Origin of the sequence: Streptomyces sp. NPDC006393, assembly GCF_040628575.1 — a bacterium.
Lineage (GTDB): Bacteria > Actinomycetota > Actinomycetes > Streptomycetales > Streptomycetaceae > Streptomyces.
On sequence record NZ_JBEXZD010000121.1, the window covers coordinates 1 to 23773 of the forward strand.

19 protein-coding genes, 1 tRNA gene and 1 pseudogene are annotated in these 23773 nt (G+C 70.8%); 11 read left to right on the forward strand and 10 right to left on the reverse strand.

Annotated elements, in window-relative coordinates; genetic code table 11:
- Window positions 1-65 precede the first annotated feature (65 nt).
- The 4 genes and pseudogenes from efeB to ABZ484_RS32920 all read left to right on the forward strand — a co-directional run.
- Window positions 66-1190 (forward strand): annotated as a pseudogene (gene efeB / locus ABZ484_RS32905) (iron uptake transporter deferrochelatase/peroxidase subunit); the annotation flags it as partial.
- Window positions 1191-1303: 113 nt separating this feature from the next.
- Window positions 1304-2236: a prephenate dehydratase gene (pheA, locus tag ABZ484_RS32910; RefSeq protein WP_358869603.1), complete on the forward strand. Its 933-nt coding sequence runs from the start codon at window positions 1304-1306 to the stop codon at window positions 2234-2236.
- Window positions 2237-2797: 561 nt separating this feature from the next.
- Entirely contained in the window at window positions 2798-4075 is a 1278-nt protein-coding gene (serS, locus tag ABZ484_RS32915) for a serine--tRNA ligase (RefSeq protein ID WP_358869604.1), read from the forward strand.
- On the forward strand, window positions 4072-4908 hold the full coding sequence (locus ABZ484_RS32920; RefSeq protein ID WP_358869605.1) for an HAD family hydrolase: 837 nt from the start codon (window positions 4072-4074) through the stop codon (window positions 4906-4908). The genes serS and ABZ484_RS32920 overlap by 4 nt, the downstream gene beginning before the upstream one ends.
- Before the next feature lie 59 nt (window positions 4909-4967).
- Here ABZ484_RS32920 and ABZ484_RS32925 read toward each other — a convergent pair.
- The 6 genes from ABZ484_RS32925 to ABZ484_RS32950 form a co-directional block, all read right to left on the reverse strand.
- Window positions 4968-5053 (reverse strand) — tRNA-Ser (locus ABZ484_RS32925).
- 271 nt (window positions 5054-5324) lie between these two features.
- Window positions 5325-5564 (reverse strand): hypothetical protein, encoded by a 240-nt coding sequence (locus ABZ484_RS32930; RefSeq protein ID WP_358869606.1) that lies wholly within the window; start codon window positions 5562-5564, stop codon window positions 5325-5327.
- Window positions 5565-5665: 101 nt separating this feature from the next.
- Entirely contained in the window at window positions 5666-6385 is a 720-nt protein-coding gene (locus ABZ484_RS32935) for an ABC transporter permease (protein WP_358869607.1), read from the reverse strand.
- A 10-nt stretch (window positions 6386-6395) separates the two neighbouring features.
- Entirely contained in the window at window positions 6396-7307 is a 912-nt protein-coding gene (locus ABZ484_RS32940; RefSeq protein WP_189902659.1) for an ABC transporter ATP-binding protein, read from the reverse strand.
- Window positions 7304-8221: an ABC transporter permease gene (locus ABZ484_RS32945; RefSeq protein ID WP_358869608.1), complete on the reverse strand. Its 918-nt coding sequence runs from the start codon at window positions 8219-8221 to the stop codon at window positions 7304-7306. Before ABZ484_RS32945 ends, ABZ484_RS32940 begins: the two co-directional genes overlap by 4 nt.
- Window positions 8211-9182, reverse strand: coding sequence for an ABC transporter ATP-binding protein (locus ABZ484_RS32950; protein WP_358869619.1), 972 nt, complete (start codon window positions 9180-9182; stop codon window positions 8211-8213). The genes ABZ484_RS32945 and ABZ484_RS32950 overlap by 11 nt, the downstream gene beginning before the upstream one ends.
- Window positions 9183-9409: 227 nt before the next feature.
- On the opposite strand from ABZ484_RS32950, the gene ABZ484_RS32955 reads away from it, so the two are divergent.
- The 5 genes from ABZ484_RS32955 to ABZ484_RS32975 all read left to right on the forward strand — a co-directional run bounded on the left by ABZ484_RS32955 (window position 9410) and on the right by ABZ484_RS32975 (window position 14312).
- The gene (locus ABZ484_RS32955; RefSeq protein ID WP_358869620.1) at window positions 9410-11173 is read left to right on the forward strand and encodes an SDR family oxidoreductase; all 1764 of its coding nucleotides are present in this window, start codon (window positions 9410-9412) and stop codon (window positions 11171-11173) included.
- Between the two features lie 186 nt (window positions 11174-11359).
- A complete protein-coding gene (locus ABZ484_RS32960) occupies window positions 11360-11908 on the forward strand; it encodes an RNA 2'-phosphotransferase (RefSeq protein WP_358869609.1) in 549 nt (182 codons plus the stop codon).
- A gap of 12 nt (window positions 11909-11920) precedes the next feature.
- Window positions 11921-12382: a hypothetical protein gene (locus tag ABZ484_RS32965; protein ID WP_358869610.1), complete on the forward strand. Its 462-nt coding sequence runs from the start codon at window positions 11921-11923 to the stop codon at window positions 12380-12382.
- A gap of 42 nt (window positions 12383-12424) precedes the next feature.
- A complete protein-coding gene (locus tag ABZ484_RS32970; protein ID WP_358869611.1) occupies window positions 12425-13336 on the forward strand; it encodes an LLM class flavin-dependent oxidoreductase in 912 nt (303 codons plus the stop codon).
- Window positions 13337-13385: 49 nt separating this feature from the next.
- The gene (locus ABZ484_RS32975) at window positions 13386-14312 is read left to right on the forward strand and encodes a Cof-type HAD-IIB family hydrolase (protein WP_358869612.1); all 927 of its coding nucleotides are present in this window, start codon (window positions 13386-13388) and stop codon (window positions 14310-14312) included.
- An 18-nt stretch (window positions 14313-14330) separates the two neighbouring features.
- Here ABZ484_RS32975 and cydD read toward each other — a convergent pair whose 3' ends face one another.
- The 3 genes from cydD to ABZ484_RS32990 are packed head-to-tail and all read right to left on the reverse strand — an operon-like array spanning window position 14331 to window position 20426.
- Entirely contained in the window at window positions 14331-17843 is a 3513-nt protein-coding gene (gene cydD, locus ABZ484_RS32980) for a thiol reductant ABC exporter subunit CydD (RefSeq protein ID WP_358869613.1), read from the reverse strand.
- Between the two features lie 51 nt (window positions 17844-17894).
- A complete protein-coding gene (gene cydB, locus ABZ484_RS32985) occupies window positions 17895-18899 on the reverse strand; it encodes a cytochrome d ubiquinol oxidase subunit II (protein ID WP_358869614.1) in 1005 nt (334 codons plus the stop codon).
- Between the two features lie 18 nt (window positions 18900-18917).
- Window positions 18918-20426 carry a cytochrome ubiquinol oxidase subunit I gene (locus ABZ484_RS32990; protein WP_358869615.1) on the reverse strand — a complete coding sequence of 503 codons (1509 nt, stop codon included), beginning with the start codon at window positions 20424-20426 and terminating at the stop codon, window positions 18918-18920.
- Between the two features lie 211 nt (window positions 20427-20637).
- On the opposite strand from ABZ484_RS32990, the gene ABZ484_RS32995 reads away from it, so the two are divergent.
- A complete protein-coding gene (locus ABZ484_RS32995; RefSeq protein ID WP_358869616.1) occupies window positions 20638-21039 on the forward strand; it encodes a cyclophilin-like fold protein in 402 nt (133 codons plus the stop codon).
- Between the two features lie 83 nt (window positions 21040-21122).
- Here the strand turns inward: ABZ484_RS32995 and hisC are convergent, their stop codons facing one another.
- Window positions 21123-22202 carry a histidinol-phosphate transaminase gene (gene hisC / locus ABZ484_RS33000; protein WP_358869617.1) on the reverse strand — a complete coding sequence of 360 codons (1080 nt, stop codon included), beginning with the start codon at window positions 22200-22202 and terminating at the stop codon, window positions 21123-21125.
- 430 nt (window positions 22203-22632) lie between these two features.
- On the opposite strand from hisC, the gene ABZ484_RS33005 reads away from it, so the two are divergent.
- Window positions 22633-23745 carry a LacI family DNA-binding transcriptional regulator gene (locus ABZ484_RS33005; protein ID WP_358869618.1) on the forward strand — a complete coding sequence of 371 codons (1113 nt, stop codon included), beginning with the start codon at window positions 22633-22635 and terminating at the stop codon, window positions 23743-23745.
- Window positions 23746-23773 lie beyond the last annotated feature (28 nt).

The following is a 23773-nucleotide window of genomic DNA, read 5'->3' on the forward strand; positions in this document are numbered from 1 at the left end:
CGGCGTGGCCGTCACCGTGAAGGCCCGGCACGGCAAGCAGGTCCTCAAGGCCGACATGCTGCTGGTCTGCACCCGCCGCGGCCACCCCGCTCACCTCGCTGGGCGCGAACCGGGCGATGTTTCACGGGAAACATCAGCCCGGCATCACCGACGCCCTGCAGGCCCGCGGCCACCTGGTCGCCTTCGACCTGGCGGCCGGCGCGGGCCGCAAGGAGGCGGTGGCGCTGCTGCGTCGCTGGTCGTCCACGGCCGACCGCCTGATGGCGGGCGAGCCGGCCGCGCACGACGACACCGACGTCGCCCGGGACGCCGGCCCCTCCTCGCTCACGGTCACCTTCGGCTTCGGCCACAGCTTCTTCGCCCGCACGGGCCTCGGGAAGCAGCGGCCGGCCGCCCTCGACCCGCTGCCCGACTTCTCCTCCGACCACCTCGACAAGGCCCGCAGCAACGGCGACCTGTGGGTGCAGATCGGCGCCGACGACGCACTGGTCGCCTTCCACGCCCTGCGCGCGATCCAGAAGGACGCGGGCAGCGCCGCCCGGCTCCGCTGGCAGATGAACGGCTTCAACCGCTCCCCGGGCGCCACCGCGCAGCCCATGACGGCCCGCAACCTGATGGGCCAGGTCGACGGCACCCGCAATCCCAAGCCGTCCGACGCCGACTTCGACCAGCGGATCTTCGTCCCCGCGAACGGCGAACCCGCCTGGATGGCGAACGGCTCCTACGTCGTCGTTCGCCGCATCCGCATGCTTTTGGACGACTGGGAGAAGCTCTCGCTCGCCCAGCAGGAGAACGTCATCGGACGCCGCAAGTCCGACGGCGCGCCGCTGAGCGGGGGGACCGAGACGACCGCCATGGACCTGGAGAAGGCGGGCAAGGACGGCTCCTACGTCGTCCCGATCAACGCCCACGCCCGCATCACCCGGCCCGACCAGAACGGCGGCGCCGCCATGCTCCGGCGCCCGTTCTCCTACCACGACGGCTTCGGCGCCGACGGCGCCCCGGACGCGGGCCTGCTGTTCATCTGCTGGCAGGCGGACCCGCTGCGGGGTTTCGTACCGGTGCAGCGCAAGCTGGACCGCGGTGACGCGTTGTCGTCGTTCATCCGGCACGAGGCCAGCGGACTGTTCGCCGTCCCGGGCGGGGCGGCCAAGGGCGAGTACGTGGGGCAGCGGCTGCTGGAGGGGTGACACGGCCGCTGGAGCGATCACAGCTGCTCCGAGGGGGCTCGGTGGGTCACCCATGGGAGGGGCGCGCATGAGACACAGGGGCCGAGTCGGGTCGAGGCCATTAGGGTGAGGACATGCCAGCGAGCTATGCGTATCTCGGCCCCGAGGGCACCTTCACCGAGGTGGCCCTGCGCACGCTTCCCGAGGCGGCCACCCGGGAGTTGGTCCCATACGTGTCCGTGCAGTCCGCGCTGGACGCGGTCCGCACCGGTGACGCCGAGGCCGCGTTCGTGCCGATCGAGAACTCCGTCGAGGGTGGCATCACCACGACGCTCGACGAGCTGGTCGCGGGCCAGCCGCTGATGATCTACCGCGAGGTGCTGCTGTCGATCACCTTCGCGCTGCTGGTCCGGCCCGGCACCAAGCTGTCCGACATCAAGACGGTCACCGCCCACCCGGCCGCACAGCCGCAGGTGCGCAACTGGCTGAGGGCGAACCTCCCGGACGCCGTGTGGGAGTCCGCCGCCTCGAACGCGGACGGCGCGCGCCTGGTCCAGGAGGGCCGCTACGACGCCGCCTTCGCCGGTGAGTTCGCGGCCGAACGGTACGGGCTGGAGCCCCTCGAGACCGGCATCCACGACGCGGAGAACGCGCAGACCCGGTTCGTGCTGGTCGGCCGGCCCGCCCGGCCCGCCGCGCCCACCGGCGCGGACAAGACCTCCGTGGTCCTGTGGCAGCGCGACGACCACCCCGGCGCCCTGCGCGACCTGCTGGGCGAGTTCGCCTCCCGTGGCATCAACCTCATGCTGCTCCAGTCCCGGCCGACCGGCGCGGGCATCGGCAACTACTGCTTCTGCGTGGACGCCGAGGGCCACATCAGCGACCGCCGGATGGCGGAGGCCCTGATGGGCCTGAAGCGGATCTGTCTTCAGGTGCGTTTCCTCGGCTCCTATCCGCGTGCGGACATCGGGGTGGCGGACGTGCGGCCGCCGTCCACGGGGACGTCGGACGGGGAGTTCGCGGCGGCGGCGGACTGGGTGGCACGCTGCCAGGACGGCCGTTTCTAGCCGTTTCTGACCGGGTGCGACCGGTCCTACCTGCAGATCTTCGTCATCCACAGAAGTTATCCACAGGTGCCCTGATCGACCTGGGGACAAGTCGACACCACACGGCCACTCGGTCGACAAATCGCCCCACGGGCCGCAAGCCGGGCCATCACCCCGTAGGCGACCCTTCGTCCACCCGTTTCCTTTGGTTCATCTTTTGGGGCGACCCCTTTCCACCCGAAAGTGGGTGTCAGGCCGGTTTGCACCGGGAATTCTTCCTTCCGGCCCCCGCTTGCGGAGTGATCAATTCCGAAGTCCACAGATCTTGCACACAGCCTGTGGATAACTTGCCGGGGGGCATGGATCCCTGTGGACAACACGGGCTCCAAGTCCCGTTCCACACAAGGAAATCCAGTCAACCAGGCATCCGTGGCCTGCCCTCTTCCAGGGGGCGGGGCACCTCTTTATTGACACACTGCGCAATTTGTCCATAACGGTGTGTACGGCGGTGAACGGCACCGAGACGCGCGGTTCGGAATACAGGGTCGTGAGCGGGAACGCCGCACCGGTAGCCTTGACCGCGTGATTGACCTTCGTCTGCTCCGTGAGGACCCCGACCGTGCGCGCGCTTCCCAGCGCGCCCGTGGAGAGGACGTCGCGCTCGTCGACTCCCTCCTGTCTGCCGACGAGCGGCGCAGGTCGTCCGGCGTCCGCTTCGACGAGCTGCGCGCCGAACAGAAGGCGCTGGGCAAGCTCATCCCCAAGGCCGCCGGTGACGAGAAGGCCGAGCTGCTGAAGAGGGCGAGCCAGCTCGCCGCCGACGTCAAGGCGGCCGACGCCGAGCGCGACGCGGCGGACGCCGAGACCCAGGAGCTGCTGCTCCGGCTCGGCAACCTCGTGCACCCCGACGTGCCCGTCGGCGGTGAGGAGGACTTCGTCACGCTGGAGACGCACGGCACGATCCGCGACTTCGCCGCCGAGGGCTTCGCGCCCAAGGACCACCTGGAACTGGGCCAGCTCCTCGGCGCGATCGACGTGGAGCGCGCCGCCAAGGTGTCCGGTTCGCGCTTCTACTTCCTCACCGGTGTCGGCGCCCTGCTGGAGCTGGCCCTGGTGAACGCGGCGATGGCGCAGGCCACCGCGGCCGGCTTCACCCCGATGCTGACCCCTGCGCTGGTTCGCCCCCAGTCGATGGCCGGCACCGGCTTCCTCGGCCAGGCCGCCCAGGACGTCTACCACCTCGACAAGGACGACCTCTACCTGGTCGGCACGTCGGAGGTGCCGCTGGCGGCCTACCACATGGACGAGATCATCGACGGGGAACGCCTGCCGCTGCGCTACGCGGGCTTCTCGCCGTGCTTCCGCCGCGAGGCCGGCTCGCACGGCAAGGACACCCGCGGCATCTTCCGCGTGCACCAGTTCGACAAGGTCGAGATGTTCTCCTACGTCGCCCCCGAGGAGTCGCAGGCGGAGCACCAGCGGCTGCTGGAGTGGGAGAAGCAGTGGCTGACCTCGCTGGAGCTGCCGTTCCGCGTCATCGACGTGGCCTCGGGTGATCTGGGCTCCTCGGCCGCGCGCAAGTTCGACTGCGAGGCGTGGATCCCCACCCAGGGCAAGTACCGCGAGCTGACCTCCACCTCGGACTGCACCGAGTACCAGTCGCGCCGGCTGCAGATCCGTGTCCGCGACGGCAAGCAGGTCAAGCCGCTGGCCACGCTCAACGGCACGCTGTGCGCCGTCCCGCGCACCATCGTCGCGATCCTGGAGAACCACCAGCAGGCCGACGGTTCCGTGCGCGTGCCCGAGGTGCTGCGTCCCTACCTCGGCGGCCGGGAGGTCCTGGAGCCGGTGGCCAAGTGACCGACCCCGCTCCCGAGGCCGCCGGCGAGACGTCCGGCGGCCTCCCCTACCGGCTGATCGCGACCGACCTGGACGGCACGCTGCTGCGCTCCGACGAGTCGATATCGCCCCGCACCCGTGAGGCGCTCGCCGCGGCCACCGCGGCGGGTGCCGCGCACATCGTGGTCACCGGCCGTGCCGTCCCCTGGACCCGGCACATCCTCGACGACCTCGGCTACCGGGGCCTCGCGGTCTGCGGCCAGGGCGCCCAGGTGTACGACGCGGGTGAGCACCGTCTGCTGACCTCGGTGACCCTGGACCGGCAGCTGGCCGGGGTGGCCCTGGCCAAGATAGAGGCGGAGGTCGGCCCGCTGTACCTCGCGGCGAGCCGGGACGGCCTGGACGGCGAGGTGCTCGTGGGCCCCGGCTACGCCCTCACCGGCGCCCTGCCGGCCACCCCGTTCACGGACGCCTCGGACCTGTGGAGCGCACCGCTCAACAAGATCTACGTCCAGCATCCGACCCTCACCGACGACGAGCTCGCCGACGCGGCCCACCGGGCCGCGGGCGGCTTCGTCTCGGTCACCATGGCCGGCGAGGGCATCGTCGAACTCCTCCCTCTCGGACTGTCGAAGGCGACGGGCCTCTCCCTCTCCGCACGACGGCTGGGCCTGAAGGCCGCCGACACGCTCGCCTTCGGCGACATGCCCAACGACATCCCGATGTTCGCCTGGGCCGCGCACGGCGTGGCCATGGCCAACGCCCACGAGGAACTGAAGGCGGTCGCGGACGAGGTGACGGCCTCCCACGAGGAGGACGGCATCGCGGTGGTGCTGGAACGGTTCCTGGGCTGAACCCGCGGTTCCCGCCGGCTCTCGGTCGTGCGTTTCGGTCTGTGCCGTCTCGGTCTCTGCGGAGGATGCACGGATCGAACGTGCGCGGGGTTTCACCCCGACCGCGGCTTAGCAAGCCGGTGCCTTACCACTCGGCCAATCCTCCGGGTGGGCGGCCCACGCGACAGGGATCGCGTGCTCGAAGCGGCCGCCCCGGGCAGCTCCCCGTGCGGGGCGGGCTCGACGGAGCGGTGAGGACTACTCCGGAGCCCGCCGCGGGCTGCCCTGCCGGGAGCTGGGCGTACTGCCGTGCATGGACATCGCCACCGCTCCTCTCCCAGAACGTGGCGCCGGCTCGACCCGGCGCTGCGGACTCCACCACTGTGCCGTCCCGGCGCCACCGTCGCCACCGAATTAAACGCCCGCCGCGCGACGGCTCAGCGCCGCCGCCACCTGCGCCGGCGGACCTTGCTGAAGAACCATCCCGCGGGCGGCTCATCGGAGCGCCAGGGCTGTGGTTCGGGTGCCTCGCGGCGCCAGCGGGCGGCGAGCACACGAGCCCGGGCGGACGGCTCGGTGGTCTCGGCGGCCCGTATGAAGTCCGCGTCGAGGACCACGTCGTCCCACCCGTCGCCGGTGGCCCCACGGCCGTCGTGTTCCGGCGTCTCACCCGCCATCCCGTCCTCCTGGTCGTCCGTCCGCTCTGCCCAGTGTGCGTGCGTGGAGGTGAAACCTCCGTCAAGGCCGGGTGAGGCCCGCCCGGTGAGCGGGCCAGGTCTCACTCCTCCCCGGCGAGGGTCAGGGCCCTCAGCTTCTGCCCGGCGTACCAGGTGGCCAGTACGGTCACCAGCACCAGCAGCACCGTCGCCGTCGGCAGCCCGACGTCGGAGGTGACCAGGTCTCCGCCGGCGACCTTGTGCGCCACGGCCAGGGACCACTGCTGGATGCTCAGGGTGCGCGCCCCGGGCACCAGTGAGCCGAACAGCGCCTCCCAGACGAGGGCGTAGACGAGGCCGAAGACCACCGCGTGCCGGGAGACCGTGCCCAGCAGCAGGAACAGGGCCGCGTAGGCGATGGAGGCGATCAGTGCGGCCACCGTGTAGGCGACGGCGATCTGCTGCCCGTTGCCGTTGAGGATCAGCCCGGCGACCAGCGTGGGCACCGCCGAGAACACCATGGTCACCGCGATCGCCACGATCAGCTTGGTGAGAATGATCGTCGGCCGCTTCAGCGGCTTGGACAGCAGGTACACCACCGAGCCGTCGTCGATCTCCGGGCCGATCGCGCCGGTTCCGGCGATGACACCGATGATCGGCACCATGGTGGCGAGCGCGAACCCGCCCAGGACGTTCACCGCGGTCTGGTCGTCGGCGCCGGTGAGCGCGCGGACGACCACCGCGATGACGATCAGCAGCAGCGGCAGCGCGCCGAGGATGAGGGCCCGGCGACGGCCGAGCAGGGCCCGGTAGGTGAGCCGGGCGACTGTGGGGTCGTACATCTTCGGCCTCCTACGCCGCGACCAGATACGAGAAGACGGACTCGAGGGACTCGTCGGACGGCGAGACCGTGTGCAGCCGGATGCCGTGGTCCCGGGCCACCCGCGGCAGCAGGGTGGTGAACCGGCCGAAGTCGACGGCCTGGATGCGCAGCGCGCCCTCGGCAAGGTCGACCTCGATGCCGGACGTCGACGGGTCGGCGATCAGCGCGGCCGCGAGGGCGCGGTCGTCGCTGGAGCGCACCAGATAGCGGTGCGGGCGGTCGGTCATCAGACGGCGGATCTTGCGGAAGTCGCCGCTGGCAGCGTGCCGGCCGGCGACCACCACCTCGATGTGCCAGGCGAGCTGCTCGACCTCCTCCAGGATGTGGGAGGAGAAGAGCACCGTGCGGCCCTCGTCGCCCATGCGCCGCAGCAGATCCATCAGCTGCATGCGCTGGCGCGGGTCCATGCCGTTGAACGGCTCGTCCAGCAGGAGCAGGGACGGGTCGTGCACGAGGGCGCTGGCCATCTTCACGCGCTGCCGCATGCCCTTGGAGTAGGTGGAGATCTTCCGGTCCTGCGCGTACTCCATCTCGACCGTGGCCAGCGCCTTCTGTGCCGCCTTGGCCCCGAGGCCGTGCAGCTCGGCGTTGGCGACGACGAACTCGCGCCCGGTGAGGAAGTCGTACATCGCCTCCCGCTCGGGGACGACACCGATGTGCCGGTAGATCTGCTCGTTGCGCCACACGGGCTGTCCGTCCAGGGTGACGGAGCCGGTGGAGGGGGCGAGGAAGCCGCCCATCATGTTGATCAGCGTGGACTTTCCGGCCCCGTTGGGGCCGAGCAGACCGGTGACGCCGGGGCCGATCGTCATGGTGATGTCGTTGACGGCGACCACGTTGCCGAACCAGCGGGAGACGTGGTCGATGCTGAGGGTCGTCACAGTCCCACCTTCTTGTAGCGGCGCAGCAGGAGGCCGTAGGCAGCGGCGATGAGGCCCAGGAGGACGAGGACGTAGACGACGCCTTCTCCGGTGCCGGGGCCGACGGCACCGGGCGCCGCGGACGTCGCGCCCAGGAAGGCGGTCTGCACGCCGTCGATCAGGGTGACCGGCGAGAACAGGCCGATCCAGGGGATCGCGCCGGTGTTGTTCTGGGCGTCGGCGATGGCCTGGAGGGTGGAGACCGCGCCGTAGGAGATGACCAGTACGGCGATCACTGCGGCTATGCCGAAGCCGCGGCGCGGGGTGACGGCGGCGATGACGAGGCCGATGCCGGCGAAGAGCAGTGAGAGCAGTGCCACGGAGACGAGTCCCTGTGCGAATCCCTTGGTCTGGTCGGCGAAGTCCAGCTTGGCCAGCAGTGCGCCGACGTAGAGCACGAGCAGCGGTGCGGCGGTCAGGATGAACAGGGCCGAGGCCAGTGCCGCGTACTTGGCGCGGACGTAGTCGGCGGTCTCGATGGGCCGCGAGAAGTACAGCGGCACGGTCTTGAAGCGCAGGTCGCGTGAGACGGACTGGGGTGCCTGCGAGGCGACGTACAGGCTGATCACGGCCTGCATGATGATGGCGTAGCGCGTGTAGTCGACGGGCAGGTCCTTGGCCTTGGTGGCGACCGCGACAGCGACCATGATGGCCGCGGGCACGCACATCACCACGAACAGCAGCATCGGCAGCACCTTGGACTTGACCGAGCGGCCGAGGCCGTAGGCGCCGCGCAGGGACTGCGAGTACAGCGAGCGGCGGGCGTAGGCCCGGCCGAGGCGGGGGCCGTCGTAGGTGCGGTAGCCGATGTTGTGGATGCGGGTCTGGTCACCCGACCGCGTGACGGGTGCGCTCATGGGCTGCTCAACTGCCATGGCCGACCGCCTCCTTCCGCTGTCCGTCGCGCTGTTCGTCGTCCCGGAAGACCTCCGAGATGTGGTGCCGGCGCTGTTCCATGCGCACCAGGCCGAGGCCGAGGTCCGCGATGACGTCTCGCACCAGGTCGTACGTCTCCTCGCCCTGCGCGGTGAGGAGCAGGACGTGTCCCGCGCCCGGCAGGCCGGTGCCGTCCTCGGTCTGCATCCCGCGCGCGTGGAGCGCGTCGCGCACCGCGCGGGTGCCGTCCGGGTGCTCGTCGCTGTCGGTGACCTCGATCGCGAGGGTGGTCGTGGTCTGGGTGAAGTCGGTGGTGGAGCTGGACCGCAGGAGCTTGCCGCCGTCGATGACGACGACGTGGTCGCAGGTGCGCTCCAGCTCGCCCAGCAGGTGCGAGGTGACCAGGACCGAGATGCCGAAGTCGGTGTGGATCCGGCGGATCAGGCCGAGCATCTCGTCGCGGCCGACCGGGTCGAGGCCGTTGGTCGGCTCGTCGAGGAAGACCAGCTGCGGGTCGTGCACCAGGGCCTGGGCTAGCTTGACGCGCTGCTTCATGCCGGTGGAGTAGCCGCCTATGGGGCGGTAGCGCTCCTCGTACAGTCCGACGTGGCGCAGCGTGTCCGCGGTGCGCTCGCGCGCGGCGGTGGGCGGCAGGCCGGACATGCGCGCCATGTGGACGACGAACTCGGTGGCCGAGACGTCGGGTGGCAGGCAGTCGTGCTCCGGCATGTAGCCGACGCGCTCGCGGATGGCGGCGCCCTTGGTGGCGACGTCGAGGCCGAGCACCTCGGCGCGGCCCTCCGTGGCGGGGGACAGACCCAGCAGGATCTTGATCAGTGTGGACTTGCCGGCTCCGTTGGCGCCGACGAGTCCGGTCACACCGGGTCCGACGTCCACGGAGAGCCGGTCAAGCGCGGTCACCCGGGGGAACCGCTTGCTCAGGCTTTCGGTCGCGATCACAGTCACGTCTTAGACGGTAGTGACCCGTGCCACGCCAGTCGTCAGACCCCAGAGCCGTTTCGGCCTCCGACTCGAGTATTACGGGGACCCTAGGGGTCACGCCCTGAAGTCTCACGACACCGGGTGGAGCCGCGTCCACCCGGCCCTATTGACGACCCGTCTAACAACTGCCACAGTCGCCCACGGCACTCGGCGGACAAGCACTCGGCGGAGGAGAGGTGACGCACGTGACGTCGCTGAACGGCGCACGGGAACGCCGGGTGCGCACCGGCGGGGTCGAGCTGTGCGTGGCCGAGCTGGGCGACCCGCGGCAGCCGACGGTCGTCCTGGTGCACGGCTACCCGGACAGCAAGGAGGCCTGGTCCGAGGTGGCCGAACGCCTCGCCGGTCCCGGCGGACTGCATGTCGTGCTGTACGACGTCCGCGGCCACGGCCGCTCCACCGCACCGCGGCCGCTGCGGGGCGGGTTCACCCTGGAGAAGCTCACCGGCGACTTCCTCGCGGTCGCGGACGCCGTCAGCCCCGACCGCCCGGTGCACCTGGTCGGACACGACTGGGGCTCGGTGCAGGCCTGGGAGTTCGTCACCGTCGAACGCACCCGGGGCCGGATCGCCTCGTTCACCTCCATGTCCGGACCGTCACTCGACCACTTCGGCCATTGGATCAACACCCGCCTCAGGCGCCCCACTCCACGTCGCGTGGGCCAACTCCTCGGTCAGGGCGCCAAGTCCTGGTACGTGTACCTGCTGCACACGCCCGTGCTGCCGGAACTGGCCTGGCGCGGTCCGCTCGGCAGAAGCTGGCCGAAGATCCTCCAGCGGGTCGAGAAGGTGCCCGGCGGCGGCTACCCGACGCCGTCCCTGCCCCGGGACGCCGCGCACGGGGCCTGGCTGTACCGGGACAACGTGCGCGCCCGGCTGCGCAGCCCGCGGACGGACGCCCACGCACACGCTCCGGTGCAGCTCATCACCCCCGTCAAGGACGCGTTCCTGTCCGAGCGGCTGTACGACGACCTGGAGCGGTGGGTACCGCGGCTGGTGCGTCGCACGCTCCCCGCCAAGCACTGGATCCCGCGCACCCGGCCCGACCGGCTGGCCGCCTGGATCACGGAGTTCGTGACCGCCACCGAGAGCGGACGGCCGCAGCCCGCCACCACGGGGAAGTACGCCGACCGCTTCGCCGGACAGCTCGTGCTGGTCACGGGAGCGGGCAGCGGCATCGGGCGGGCCACGGCCTTCGCGTTCGCCGAGGCCGGCGCGCGCGTGGTGGCCGTGGACCGGGACGCGGAGGCCGCCGCGCGCACCGCCGAGCTGGCCCGGCCGCTCGGCGCGCCGGCCGCCTGGGGCGAGGCCGTGGACGTCTCCGACGGGCAGGCCATGGAGAAGCTGGCCGAGAAGGTCGCCGCCGAGCACGGCGTGGTGGACGTCCTCGTGAACAACGCGGGCATCGGTCTGTCCGGCTCCTTCTTCGACCACACCGTGGAGGACTGGAAGAACGTCCTCGACGTCAATCTGTGGGGCGTGATCCACGGCTGCCGGCTGTTCGCCAGGCAGATGGCCGAGCGCGGCCAGGGCGGCCATGTCGTCAACATCGCGTCCGCGGCCGCGTACCAGCCCTCCCGGGCGCTGCCCGCCTACAGCACCTCCAAGGCGGCGGTGCTGATGCTCAGCGAGTGTCTGCGTGCCGAGCTGGCCGGACAGGGGATCGGCGTCACGGCGGTCTGTCCCGGCTTCGTCGACACGGCCATCACCTCGACGGCACGGTTCGCGGGCGTCGACGCGGACGAGGAGGGGCGCCTCCGGCAGCGCGCTGCCCGGCTGTACGGGCTGCGCGGCTATCCGCCGGAGAAGGTCGCCGAGGCGATCCTGCGCGCGGTCGTACGCGACGAGGCGATGGTGCCGGTGACTCCGGAGGCGCGCCTCTTCCACGCGATGTCCCGTTTCACTCCGCGTGCGCTGCGCAGGCTGGCACGGGTGCGGCCACGACTGTGAGCCGTGGCCGTGCGGCGTCCGAAGCGGCCTGCGTGAGCAGCGGTCTCCGGCACAACGCCCTCGCTCGGAGGTCGGTTGTCCACAGAAGAGCCCGTTCACTTGTGGACAACATGCCGTGGCTGTGGATCAAACCTCCGGAGTGAAAAAGGCCTGCGTGATGCTCGTCTCTCCCGGCACGCTGGTGGCATGGACGAAAGACGCACCGTGAAGGTGTCGAAGTACCTCTCCAAGCACCTGCGCCACCAACCCGGGAGGATCGGGCTCACCCTGGACGAGAGCGGCTGGGTGGGGATCGACGCGCTGATCGCGGCGGCTGCCGCCCACGGCTTCCCCTTCACCCGCGAGGAACTGGACCAGGTCGTCGCAAACAACGACAAGCAGCGGTTCGCGATCGAGGGCGACCGCATCCGCGCCAGCCAGGGCCACAGCATCGACGTCGATCTCGGACTGCCCCCGGCGACCCCGCCGTCCTGCCTCTACCACGGGACCGTGGCCCGCAATCTGGAGGCGATCCGCGCCGAGGGGCTGCGGCCCATGAACCGGCACGACGTGCATCTCTCACCGGACCGGGAGACCGCGACCCGCGTCGGCGCCCGTAGCGGCCGCCCCGTCGTGCTCGCCGTCGACGCCTCCGCCATGCACCGGGACGGCCATGTCTTCCACGTCAGCGCCAACGGGGTATGGCTGACCAAGGCAGTGCCACCGCGGTACCTGCGGTTTCCCTCGGGTCACTGACCCGGCCCGGGCATGATCGTCGCCATGGACCGCCACCTGCCCACCACCGAGGCCGCCGTCACCGCCTGCCGCGCCATCGCGGCCGCGTACGCACGCGAGATCGAGGTGACCCACGACATCGGCGCCGACCAGACCTCCCGTCGCAGCGCCGCCGGCGTCGGCGTGACCAGCGATCCGGACGGGTCGCTCCCGCACGAGGCCTTCATCGAGTTCGGCGGCCTGCCCCGGATCGCCGTGCGGCTCTACCCGGAGGACGACGCACTGATCACCGTCGAGGGCGTGGAGTTCCCCGATCTGCCCCGCGACGACGTCCCCGCCTTTCTCCGCGCCGTCCTCGACGGCATGGCATACGTCAAAGGGCGGCGCTTCCCGCCCGGCTACCGCATGGTCGTGCCCCTGCCCGGCGACCGCACGTACAAGGAGCGCATCCCCATGATCGGCCTCACTCCGTGGCTGAACAGCCGCGCGCGGTGACGGTTTCACGTGAAACACCGGTAGCCGCTTAGGCTCGCGTCCATGAGTCTGCGCTTGAGCACCGTGATCCTTCCCTACCGCCGCTGGCACGAGGGCGGCCGTTCGGCGTGGACGCGCGCCGAACAGCTGGGCTTCCACACCGCCTACACCTACGACCACCTGTCCTGGCGCAGCTTCCGGGACGGCCCGTGGTTCGGTGCCGTGCCCACGCTGACCGCGGCCGCGGCCGCGACCGAGCGGCTCCGCCTGGGCACCCTGGTCACCTCGCCGAACTTCCGGCACCCGGTCACCCTCGCCAAGGAACTGATCTCGCTCGACGACATCTCCGGCGGCCGGGTGACCCTCGGCATCGGCGCGGGTGGCACCGGCTTCGACGCCACCACGCTCGGCCAGGAACCTTGGACTCCCCGCGAGCGTGCCGATCGCTTCGCCGAGTTCGTCCTGCTGCTCGACCGGCTGCTGACCGAGGACGGCACGGAGGGCATGTCGTACGAGGGCGACTTCTACTCGGCGCACGAGGCCCGCAACATCCCCGGCTGCGTCCAGCGGCCCCGGCTGCCGTTCGCGGTGGCCGCCACCGGCCCGCGCGGGCTGCGGCTGGCCGCCCGGTACGGCCAGGCGTGGGTGACCACGGGCGATCCGAAGCTGTTCGAGAACGGCACGCCGGCGCAGTCGGTGCAGGCCCTCCGCGGCCAGGCCGAGAAGCTCGCCGACGCGTGTGCCGAGATCGGCCGCGACGTCGCCGGCCTCGACAAGATCCTTCTGACGGGCTTCACTCCTGACCGGGGGCGTCCGCTGGAGTCCCTCGACGCCTTCGTCGACTTCGCCGGCCGCCACCAGGAGCTGGGGTTCACCGAGATCGTGATCCACTGGCCGATCCCCGACTCGGACTTCGCCGCGGACGAGAAGGTGTTCGAACGGATCGCCATGGAAGCGCCCTCCCAGCTGACGTGACCGAGGCGACCCCTCAAATGTGCACACTCCCGCACGGGCGTGCGGGCATATGCGGGACAATGACCCGGTGACCTCAGCGACTCGACAGCCCGAGCCCCCGGCCTCTCCCAAGCTCTCGACCTCGCTCGAGTCGGGAGGTGCTCCCGTCGTCAAGCCACGGCTCATCGCCACCGACCTCGACGGAACCCTGCTGCGCGACGACAAGTCGGTGTCGCCCCGCACGGTCGCCGCCCTCGCCGCAGCCGAGGAGGCGGGTATCGAGGTCTTCTTCGTCACCGGCCGCCCGGCCCGCTGGATGGACGTCGTCAGCGACCATGTCCACGGCCATGGCCTGGCGATCTGCGGCAACGGCGCCGCCGTGGTCGACCTCCACGGCGGCCCCGGCGCACACCGCTTCGTGAAGATCCGCGAACTGGCGCGGGAGAACGCGCTGGACGCTGTTCGGCTGGTGCGCGAGGCGGCGCCCGGCACGGTCTACGCGGTCGAGCAGACGTACGGCTTCTACCAGGAGCCGGACTATCCGAAGCTGCACATGGAGGTGCCGGACGCCCTCGCGCCCGCCGAGGAGCTGCTGGCACCCGGCAGCGTCGCCGCCGGGCAGCCGGTCCTGAAGATCCTCGCCCACCACCCGACGCTGGACCCGGACGCCTTCCTCACCGTCGCCCGCCTCGCCGTCGGGGAACGCGCCACCATCACCCGCTCAAGCCCCAGCGCCCTGCTGGAGATCAGCGGCCCGGGCGTCTCCAAGGCCAGCACGCTGGCCCTGTGCTGCGCCGAGCGCGGCATCTCGCACGAGGAGGTCGTCGCCTTCGGCGACATGCCGAACGACATCGAGATGCTCACCTGGGCCGGCCGGTCCTACGCCATGGGCAACGCCCACCCCGACGCGATCGCCGCGGCGTCCGGCCGCACGGTCGCCAACAACGAGGACGGTGTCGCCGTCGTGATCGAGCGGCTGCTGGGGGAGCGGCGGTAGTTCTCCGGGAGCGCGCCGCTACCGCACCCCCACCAGCAGCTCCGCCGCGGCCTCCCGCTCCGCCATCCGCCGCAGCGGCCCGGGAAGGGCCGCCAGCTCCGCGTACGGCCCCCGCTGGACCACACGGCCCTCGTCCAGCACGATCACCTCGTCCACGGCCTCCAGTCCGGCCAGGCGGTGGGTGATGAGCACCGTCGTACGGCCCTCGGTGGCGGCCAGCAGATCGGCGGTGAGCGCATCGGCGGTCTCGAGATCCAGGTGCTCGGCGGGCTCGTCGAGGACCAGGACGGGGAAGTCCGCGAGCAGCGCACGGGCCAGGGCCAGCCGCTGCCGCTGGCCACCGGACAGCCGCGTGCCGTGCTCGCCGACGAGCGTGTCGAGGCCGTCGGGCAGAGTGTCGGCCCAGTCCAGCAGCCGGGCCCGGGCCAGCGCGTCACGCAGCTCGGGCTCGGTGGCGTCCTTCTTCGCCAGCAGCAGGTTCTCCCGCACCGAGCTGTCGAAGAGGTGCGCGTCCTGGGCACAGAGCCCGACGAGCCGTCGTACGTCGTCGCCGTCCAGCGCGCGGGCGTCGACGCCGCCGAGCGTGTAAGCGCCCGACCCCGGGTCGAGGAACCGCAGCAGCACCTGTGCCAGCGTCGTCTTGCCGGATCCCGACGGCCCGACCACCGCCACCCTGCGGCCCTTCTCCAGGGTCAGGTCCAGCCCGGTGAGGGCATCCCGGCCCTGCCCAGCGTGCCGGGCCGTCAGGCCCCTGACGGCGAGCGGGAACGGCGACGCGGGCGCCTGCCGGGGTCGCTCGGGCTCACGGACGGGCCCGGGGGCGTCCAGGACCTCGTGCACGCGCTCCGCGCTGCGACGCACCCGCTGCCGGTACTGCACGGCGAGCGGCATGCCGAGCACCGCTTCGAAGGCGGCGAGCGGGGTGAGGACGACGACGGCCATGGCCACCCCGCTCAGCCGTCCGCCGGCGACCGCCTGGACGCCGACGAGGGCCGCCGCCGCGACGGTCAGCCCGCAGACCAGGGCGGTGAGCCCGTCACCGAGCGCGGTGGCGGTGGCCGCGCGCGAGGCGATCCGGGTCAGCGCATCGTCGGCCCGTCGCGTCTCGGCGGCACGGGCGGGCAGGGCGCCGGCGACCGTCAGTTCGGCGGTCCCGGTGAGCAGGTCGGTCACACGGGTCGCGAGGGCGCCGCGGGCCGGGGCCAGCCGCCGCTCGGCGCGCCGGGCCACGGCGCCGGTGACCAACGGGACACCGGCGCCGGCCGCGAGCAGCCCGACGGCGAGGACGGCACCGGCCTCGGGCAGCAGCCAGGCGGTGAAGGCTACGGAGGCTGCGGACACCACCAGCGCCGCGCCAGCCGGCAGCAGCCAGCGCAGCCAGTAGTCCTGCAGCGCGTCGACATCGGCGACGAGCCGCGTCAGCAGATCGCCCCGGCGCAGCCCACGCAGCCCGGCGGGCGCCAACCGCTCCAGGCGCCGGTAGACGGCCACCCGTGTGTCCGCGAGCATCCGCAGCACCGCGTCGTGGGACACCAGCCGTTCCGCGTACCGGAACACGGCCCGGCCGATACCGAAGGCCCGTGTCGCCGTGACGGCCACCATCAGGTAGAGCACGGGAGGATGCTGCGAGGCCCGGGAGATGAGCCATCCGGAGGTGGCCATGAGTCCGACGGCGCTGCCCAGGGCGAGGCTGCCGAGGAGCAGGGCGAGGGCGAGGCGCCCGCGCCGGGGGCCTGACATCGCACGGACCCGGGTGAGGACGCCGCCTGTCGCCGCTACGGTCGCGTTCCCGGACCCGCCCTCCGGAGTGAGCGCGCCTTCGCGCACCGTCTCCGCCGTGGGTTCCGGACGGCTCACGGGCACCAGCGCGGCGGGCGCAAGGCCGTGCCGGTGGGCGCCGTCCAGCCGCACCACCCGGTCCGCGACCCCCAGCAGGGCCGGCCGGTGGACGACGAGCAGCACCGTCCGCCCGGCCGACAGCCGCCGCACCGCCGCCACGACCTCGGCCTCGGTGGCTCCGTCCAGCGCGGCCGTCGGCTCGTCCAGCAGCAGGATCGGCCGGTCGGCGAGGAAGGCCCGCGCCAGCGCGAGTCGCTGCCGCTGACCGGCGGAGAGTCCGGCGCCGTCCTCACCGAGCACGGTCCGCGTCCCGTCCGGCAGCGCATCGACGAACCCCAGGGCCCCGGCGTCGGCCAGCGCCCTGCGTACGGCCGCCTCGTCCGCGTCGGGCCGTGCCAGCCGTACGTTCTCGGCGATCGTCCCGGCGTACAGGTGCGGGCGCTGCGGCACCCAGGCGATACGGGACCGCCACTGTTCCAGATCGAGGTCGGCGAGATCGGCTCCCCCGACGCGCACCCGGCCCTCGGTGGGCCGGACGAAGCCCAGCAGAACGTTCAGCAGGGTCGACTTGCCGGCGCCGCTCGGCCCGACGAGCGCGACCGTCTCCCCCGGCCGCACGGCGAAGGACACCTCGGCCACGGCGTCCACCGACCGTCCGGGATAGCGGACGCGCACGTCCTCGAAGGTCAGCGCCCCGCAGGGGACGGCTGCCGCTCCGGACTGCGGCAGCGGCGTCTCCAGCACGGCGAAGATCTCCTCCGCGGCCGCCAGTCCCTCCGCCGCGGCGTGGTACTGGGCGCCGACCTGGCGCAGCGGCAGGTAGGCCTCCGGCGCGAGGACGAGGATGAGCAGGCCCGTGTACAGGTCCATGTCGCCGTTGACCAGCCGCATGCCGATCGTCACGGCGACCAGGGCCACCGACAGCGTGGCCAGCAGCTCCAGTGCGAAGGAGGAGAGGAAGGCGATCCGCAGGGTGCGCAGGGTCGCGCGCCGGTACTCGTCCGTGATGCGCCGGATTGACTCCGCCTGCGCCTTGGCCCGGCCGAAAACCTTCAGGGTCGGCAGTCCCGCGACCACGTCCAGGAAGTGACCGGAGAGCCGGGACAGCAGCCGCCACTGGCGGTCCATGCGGGACTGGGTGGCCCAGCCGATCAGCATCATGAAGACGGGGATGAGCGGAAGGGTGCCGACGATGATGGCCGCCGACACCCAGTCCTCGGTGACGATCCGCGCCAGTACCGCCACGGGGACGACCACCGCGAGCCCCAACTGCGGCAGATAGCGCGAGAAGTAGTCGTCCAGGGCATCGACGCCGCGGGTCGCCAGCGCCACCAGCGAGCCGGTCCGCTGCCCGCTGAGCCATCCGGGACCCAGCGCCGCCGCGCGGTCCAGCAGCCGGCGGCGCAGTTCGGACTTCACCGCCGCGCTCGCCCGGTGCGCGGCGAGCTCGGTGAGCCAGGAGACCAGTGCTCGGCCGCAGGCGACCGTCGCCAACAGCAGCAGGGGAGTGCGGAGTTCGCTGACCGCCATCCCGTGCTGGAAGGCGCCGACCACTACGTCGGCGATGAGCATGGCCTGCGCGATGACCAGGCCCGCGCCGAGAACCCCCAGGCCGACGACGGCCATCAGGAAGAGCCGGGTGGCCCGCGCGTAGCGGAGGAGACGCGGATCGATCGGTTTCACGTGAAACATGCCCTTCGGTCCAGAGGGGTGTGTCTCACGCGAAACACACCCCGGTCGGACTCAGTGCGCGGCTTCGGCGATGTGCTGCGTGCCGATCCGCTTACGGAACACCCAGTAGGTCCACCCCTGGTAGAGCAGGACGATCGGTGTGGCGATCCCCGCGCACCAAGTCATGATCTTCAGGGTGTAGGGGCTGGAGGAGGCGTTGGTGACCGTCAGGCTCCAGTCCGCGTCCAGCGTGGACGGCATGACGTTCGGGAAGAGCGACAGGAAGAGCATCGCCACGGCGGCCACGATGGTGAGACCGGACAGGGCGAACGCCCATCCCTCCCGCCCGATCTGGTTGGCCCCCAGTGCGGCGACAAGGGCCCCCACCGCCACGACCAGCGCCACCAGGCTCCGGGCGTTGCCCGAGTGGGCCTGTGTCCACAACAGGAAGGCCAGGGCCACGACGGCCGTCACAAGGCCCAGACGCAGGGCCAGCCCGCGCGCCCGTTCCCGGATGTCGCCGACGGTCTTCAGCGCCGTGAACACCGCACCGTGGAAGGTGAACAGCGTCAGGGTGACCAGGCCGCCGAGGAGCGCATACGGGTTGAGCAGGTCGCCGACGCCGCCGACGTATTCGAGGTTCCGGTCGATCGGCACCCCGTGCACGATGTTGCCGAAGGCCACGCCCCACAGGAAGGCGGGAAGGAGCGAGCACCAGAAGATGGCGGTCTCCCAGTTGCGCTGCCAGTTCTCCTCGGGCCGCTTGGCCCGGTACTCGAAGGCGACGCCCCGCACGATCAGGCAGACCAGGATGACCAGCAGCGGCAGGTAGAAGCCGGAGAAGAGCGTGGCGTACCACTCGGGGAACGCGGCGAAGGTGGCGCCGCCCGCGGAGAGCAGCCAGACCTCGTTGCCGTCCCAGACGGGGCCGATGGTGTTGATCAGAACCCGCTTCTCGGCCCGGTTCCGGGCGAGCAGCTTGGTGAGGACGCCGACCCCGAAGTCGAAGCCCTCCAGGAAGAAGTAACCGGTCCACAGGACGGCGATGAGGACGAACCAGACGTCGTGCAGTTCCATGACTGTGCCTCCCTCGGCCTAGTACGAGAAGGCCATCGGCTTGTCGGCGTCACGGACATCGCCGCCGATCTTCGTGGGCGGGTTGAGGTCGGCCTCCGTGAGCTCCGGCGGGCCGGCCTTGACGTACTTCGCGAGCAGCTTCACCTCGACGACGGCGAGAATGGCGTAGAGCAGGGTGAAGACGGTCATGGAGGTGATGACCTCGCCCTGGGAGACGCCGGGGGAGACCGCGTGCCGGGTCTGCAGCACGCCATAGACGACCCAGGGCTGGCGGCCCATCTCGGTGAAGATCCAGCCCCAGGAGTTGGCGATCAGCGGGAACGCGAGCGTCCAGATCGCGATCCGCCAGTACCACGTCGTCAGCTGCGGACCGAGTGCCTTGTTCCTGAACAGGACCAGGTGCGGCACCTCGTCCTCACCGACCCGCAGATGCTCCGGCAGCATGAACTTCTTGCGGGTGAGCCAGAGTCCGGCCAGGCCGATGGCGAAGGACGCCATGCCGAATCCGATCATCCAGCGGAAGCCCCAGAAGGTCACGGGGATGTTGGGCCGGTAGTCGCCGGGCCCGAACTTCTGCTGCTCGGCCTTGTTGACGTCATTGATGCCGGGGACGTAGGAGCTGAAGCTGTCGTCGGCCAGGAAGGACAGCAGGCCGGGTATCTCGATCGCGACCGTGTTGTGGCCCTTCTCCACGTCGCCGTAGGCGAAGAGCGAGAAGGGGGCCGGCTTCTGTCCGTCCCACAGCGCCTCAGCGGCGGCCATCTTCATCGGCTGCTGCTTGAACATGACCTTGCCGAGGGTGTCACCGCTGACGGCGGTGAGCAGGCCGGCGATGACGACGGTGACCAGGCCGAGCCGCAGCGAGGTCTTCATCGTGCTCACGTGCTTCTTGCGCAGCAGGTGGTAGGCGGCGATGCCGACCATGAAGGCGCCACCGGTGAGGAAGGCGGCGGAGAGGGTGTGGAAGGCCTGGCTGAGCGCGGTGTTCTGGGTCAGGACGGCCCAGAAGTCGGTGAGTTCGGCGCGGCCCCTGGCCTTGTCGATCCGGTAGCCGACGGGGTGCTGCATCCACGAGTTGGCCGCGAGGATGAAGTACGCCGAGAGGATCGTGCCGAGGGACACCATCCAGATGCACGCCAGATGGATCTTCTTGGGGAGCTTGTCCCAGCCGAAGATCCACAGGCCGATGAAGGTCGACTCGAAGAAGAACGCGATCAGTGCCTCGAAGGCGAGCGGGGCACCGAAGATGTCGCCGACGAAGCGGGAGTAGTCCGACCAGTTCATGCCGAACTGGAACTCCTGCACGATGCCGGTGACCACACCCATGGCGATGTTGATCAGGAAGAGCTTGCCCCAGAACTTGGTCGCTCTGAGGTACTTCTCCTTCTCCGTGCGCACCCAGGCGGTCTGCAGCCCGGCCGTCAGAGCGGCCAGAGAGATCGTCAGCGGAACGAACAGGAAGTGGTAGACGGTCGTGATGCCGAACTGCCAGCGCGCCAGTGTCTCCGGCGCCAAAGCCAGGTTCACGTCGTCACTCTCCTTACGTCGCCGTGGTCACGGCGGCGGTTTGCCCCGGTGTGTCCTACACAACAAGGCAGCAATCGGACTCGCTTGTGAACGCGTTCACATTCACAAGCAATTATGACGCACTGATTTTCGGCGGGGAACCCGGGGGTCCCCCTTCGCCGTCACGTCAAGGCCTTGGCAAGAACTTCAACAAGTTGTTGAATTGCGCCTCATGCAGATACGGATTTCCTGGCCCGCGGGACACCTCACCGCGACCCTCGACGACACCCCGACCACCCGGGCCCTCGCCAAGGAGCTGCCCCTGGTCTCCACCGCCCAGACCTGGGGCGAGGAGGTCTACTTCGACACCGGCGTCTGCGTTCCACGTGAAACGGACGCCCGGCAGGTCGTCGATCCCGGCACGGTCGCCTTCTGGACCGACGGTGATGCTCTGGCCGTCCCTTATGGGCCCACGCCGATCTCGCAAGGCTGGGGTCTCCCCCGAACGGAGTTCGGGGGAGAGTGCCGCCTCGCGAGCCCGTGCAACGTCCTCGGCCGGATCGACGGCGACCCCCGCCGCCTGGCGACCGTGCGCGCCGGCGACCCGGTACGTGTGGAAGCTCTCGAGGACTAAGGGCCCGTCCGGCGGATCAAGATGAGGGTCAAGGTGAGGGAGATCGGAAGAACGAGCAGCGATCAGAAGATCGGAACGGCCGCTCAGGCCTCCCTGCGGAACGCTTCCGCGGTCTTCAGGAAGAGGTCGTTCGCCTCGGTCTCCGCGACGGTCACCCGCGCCCCCTCGCCCGCGAACGGCCGCACGACCACGCCCGCCTGCTCACACGCCTGGGCGAAGGCCATCGTCCGCTCCCCCAGCCGCAGCCACACGAAGTTCGCCTGCGTCTCGGGCACCGTCCAGCCCTGCGCGCGCAGCGCGTCGACCACGCGCGTACGTTCGCACACCAGCGAGCCGACCCGGCCGAGCAGCTCGTCCTCGGCGCGCAGCGAGGCGACCGCCGCGTCCTGGGCCAGCTGGCTCACTCCGAACGGCACCGCCGTCTTGCGCAGCGCCGCCGCCACCGGTTCATGGGCGATCGCAAAGCCCACTCGCAGCCCGGCCAGGCCGTAGGCCTTGGAGAACGTGCGCAGCACACAGACGTTGGACCGCTCCCGGTACAGCGACACACCGTCCGGCACCTCGGCGTCGCGGATGAACTCGCGGTAAGCCTCGTCGAGCACCACCAGGACATCGCCGGGCACCCGGTCGAGGAAGCGTTCCAGCTCGGCCCGCCGCACCACCGTGCCGGTCGGGTTGTTGGGGTTGCAGACGAAGATCAGGCGGGTGCGGTCGGTGATCGCGTCCGCCATCGCGTCCAGGTCGTGCACATCGCCCGGCGTCAGCGGGACCCGCACCGAGGTCGCCCCGCTGATCTGCGTGATGATCGGGTAGGCCTCGAAGGAACGCCAGGCGTACATGACCTCGTCGCCGGGGCCGCTGGTGGCCTGGAGCAGCTGCTGGGCGACACCGACGGAGCCGGTGCCGGTGGCGATGTGGGAGGCCGGCACCCCGAAACGCTCGGCCAGCTCCTCGGTCAGCGCGCTGCACGCCATGTCCGGGTACCGGTTGAAGGAGCAGGCGGCGGCCGTCACCGTCTCCATGACACCCGGCAGCGGCGGATACGGATTCTCGTTGGAGGACAGCTTGTATGCCACCGGGCCGCCGGCCGCGGCGGGCTTGCCCGGCTTGTAGGTGGGGATACCCTCCAGCTCGGCGCGCAGCTTCGGGCTCGTCTCGCTCACCGCAGTCCTCCTCGTGACCACACCGGCTTTCAATACTGCACACCTTATGAGGATTGGGCGCCCGTGCGAACGGGTCGGGCCCCATCACTCCCGTCCGGCCGCCGACCTGGACTGTCGCACCGCATCAGCGACGTCGGCGGCATCATCGTACGAATATGTACGGATACGAGGGGCGCGCCACACATATATCTACGCGCCGGTGGCTCGCGCCGTGGCGCGCATCCCTCGTGAAGGTGAGTTGAGACCTCTTCGAGACCTCGGAGGCACGCCAGGCGCACGCGTGCCACCGCGTCATCTCCTGGCATTCCAACGGCTAACTGACTTGTTTTCTAAGGTAGTTGGGCGGAGATGACCATGCAGAAACGTGCCTGTCAATGCGCGCATATGCGTCCGCACTACCCCACCCCATGAGCCCTACTATCGGCTCGCCATGACAGCAGCAGGGAAGCACCAGGTGAGCCGCGCGGAAACCTCACGTCGAGGCAGTCGGCCGGGCCGGGCGGGCATCAGAGACGTGGCCGCCGCCGCCGGAGTCTCCATCACGACCGTCTCCGACGCCCTCAACGGCAAGGGCAGGCTCCCGGACGCCACCCGACGCCATGTCCGCGAGGTCGCCGACCGGCTGGGATACCGGCCCTCGGCCGCGGCCCGCACCCTTCGTACCGGCAAGTCGGGCCTCATCGGCCTGACCGTGACGACGTACGGGGATGAACCTTTCACCTTCACCGAGTTCGCGTACTTCGCGGAGATGGCCCGCGCCGCCACCTCCGCCGCGCTCGCCCGCGGCTACGCCCTCGTCATCCTCCCCGCGACCTCACGCCACGACGTGTGGTCGAACGTCGCCCTGGACGGCACGGTCGTCATCGACCCCTCCGACCAGGATCCGGTCGTCAGCGAACTGGTCCGTCAGGGTTTACCGGTGGTCAGCGACGGCCGCCCGGCCGGTTCGCTCCCCGTCACCGCCTGGGTCGACAACGACCACGAGGCCGCCGTGCTCGACATCCTCGACCACCTCGCCGAGGCCGGCGCCCGCCGCATCGGCCTGCTCACCGGCACCACCACGGACACCTACACCCACCTGTCGACCACCGCCTACCTGCACTGGTGCGAGCGCGTCGGACAGGACCCGGTGTACGAGGCCTATCCCGCCCACGACCCCTGCGCGGGCGCTGTCGCCGCCGACCGGCTGCTCGCCCGCCCCGACCGCCCGGACGCCGTCTACGGGCTGTTCGACCCGAACGGCACCGACCTGCTCGCCGCCGCCCGCCGCTACGGCCTGCGCGTCCCCGACGACCTGCTGCTGGTCTGCTGCAGCGAGTCCACGGTGTACGCCAACACCGAGCCGCCCATCACCACGCTCTCCCTCAAGCCGCGCCGCATCGGCACGGCGGTGGTGCAGCTGCTCATCGACGCCATCGAGGGACACGAGTCCGACCACCCGGTCGAGCAGGTCATACCGACCGAGCTGATCGTGCGCACCTCGTCCCAGCGGCGCTCACCGCGCACGACCGTCAGCCCGCCACGCGCACCGGAGGGGCACTGAGGAGCCCGGGGCACTCGGGACAGCCGGT

Excerpts from the sequence above, each read along its gene's own strand:
- cydD (WP_358869613.1), bottom strand. The coding sequence starts at position 17,843 with ATGTTTCACGTGAAACCGATCGATCCGCGTCTCCTCCGCTACGCGCGG.
- ABZ484_RS32960 (WP_358869609.1), top strand. The coding sequence starts at position 11,360 with ATGGACGAAAGACGCACCGTGAAGGTGTCGAAGTACCTCTCCAAGCAC.
- ABZ484_RS32930 (WP_358869606.1), bottom strand. The coding sequence starts at position 5,564 with ATGGCGGGTGAGACGCCGGAACACGACGGCCGTGGGGCCACCGGCGAC.
- ABZ484_RS32995 (WP_358869616.1), top strand. The coding sequence starts at position 20,638 with ATGCAGATACGGATTTCCTGGCCCGCGGGACACCTCACCGCGACCCTC.
- ABZ484_RS32965 (WP_358869610.1), top strand. The coding sequence starts at position 11,921 with ATGATCGTCGCCATGGACCGCCACCTGCCCACCACCGAGGCCGCCGTC.
- ABZ484_RS32975 (WP_358869612.1), top strand. The coding sequence starts at position 13,386 with ATGCGGGACAATGACCCGGTGACCTCAGCGACTCGACAGCCCGAGCCC.
- ABZ484_RS33005 (WP_358869618.1), top strand. The coding sequence starts at position 22,633 with ATGACAGCAGCAGGGAAGCACCAGGTGAGCCGCGCGGAAACCTCACGT.
- ABZ484_RS32970 (WP_358869611.1), top strand. The coding sequence starts at position 12,425 with ATGAGTCTGCGCTTGAGCACCGTGATCCTTCCCTACCGCCGCTGGCAC.
- ABZ484_RS32945 (WP_358869608.1), bottom strand. The coding sequence starts at position 8,221 with ATGGCAGTTGAGCAGCCCATGAGCGCACCCGTCACGCGGTCGGGTGAC.
- cydB (WP_358869614.1), bottom strand. The coding sequence starts at position 18,899 with ATGGAACTGCACGACGTCTGGTTCGTCCTCATCGCCGTCCTGTGGACC.
- pheA (WP_358869603.1), top strand. The coding sequence starts at position 1,304 with ATGCCAGCGAGCTATGCGTATCTCGGCCCCGAGGGCACCTTCACCGAG.
- ABZ484_RS32935 (WP_358869607.1), bottom strand. The coding sequence starts at position 6,385 with ATGTACGACCCCACAGTCGCCCGGCTCACCTACCGGGCCCTGCTCGGC.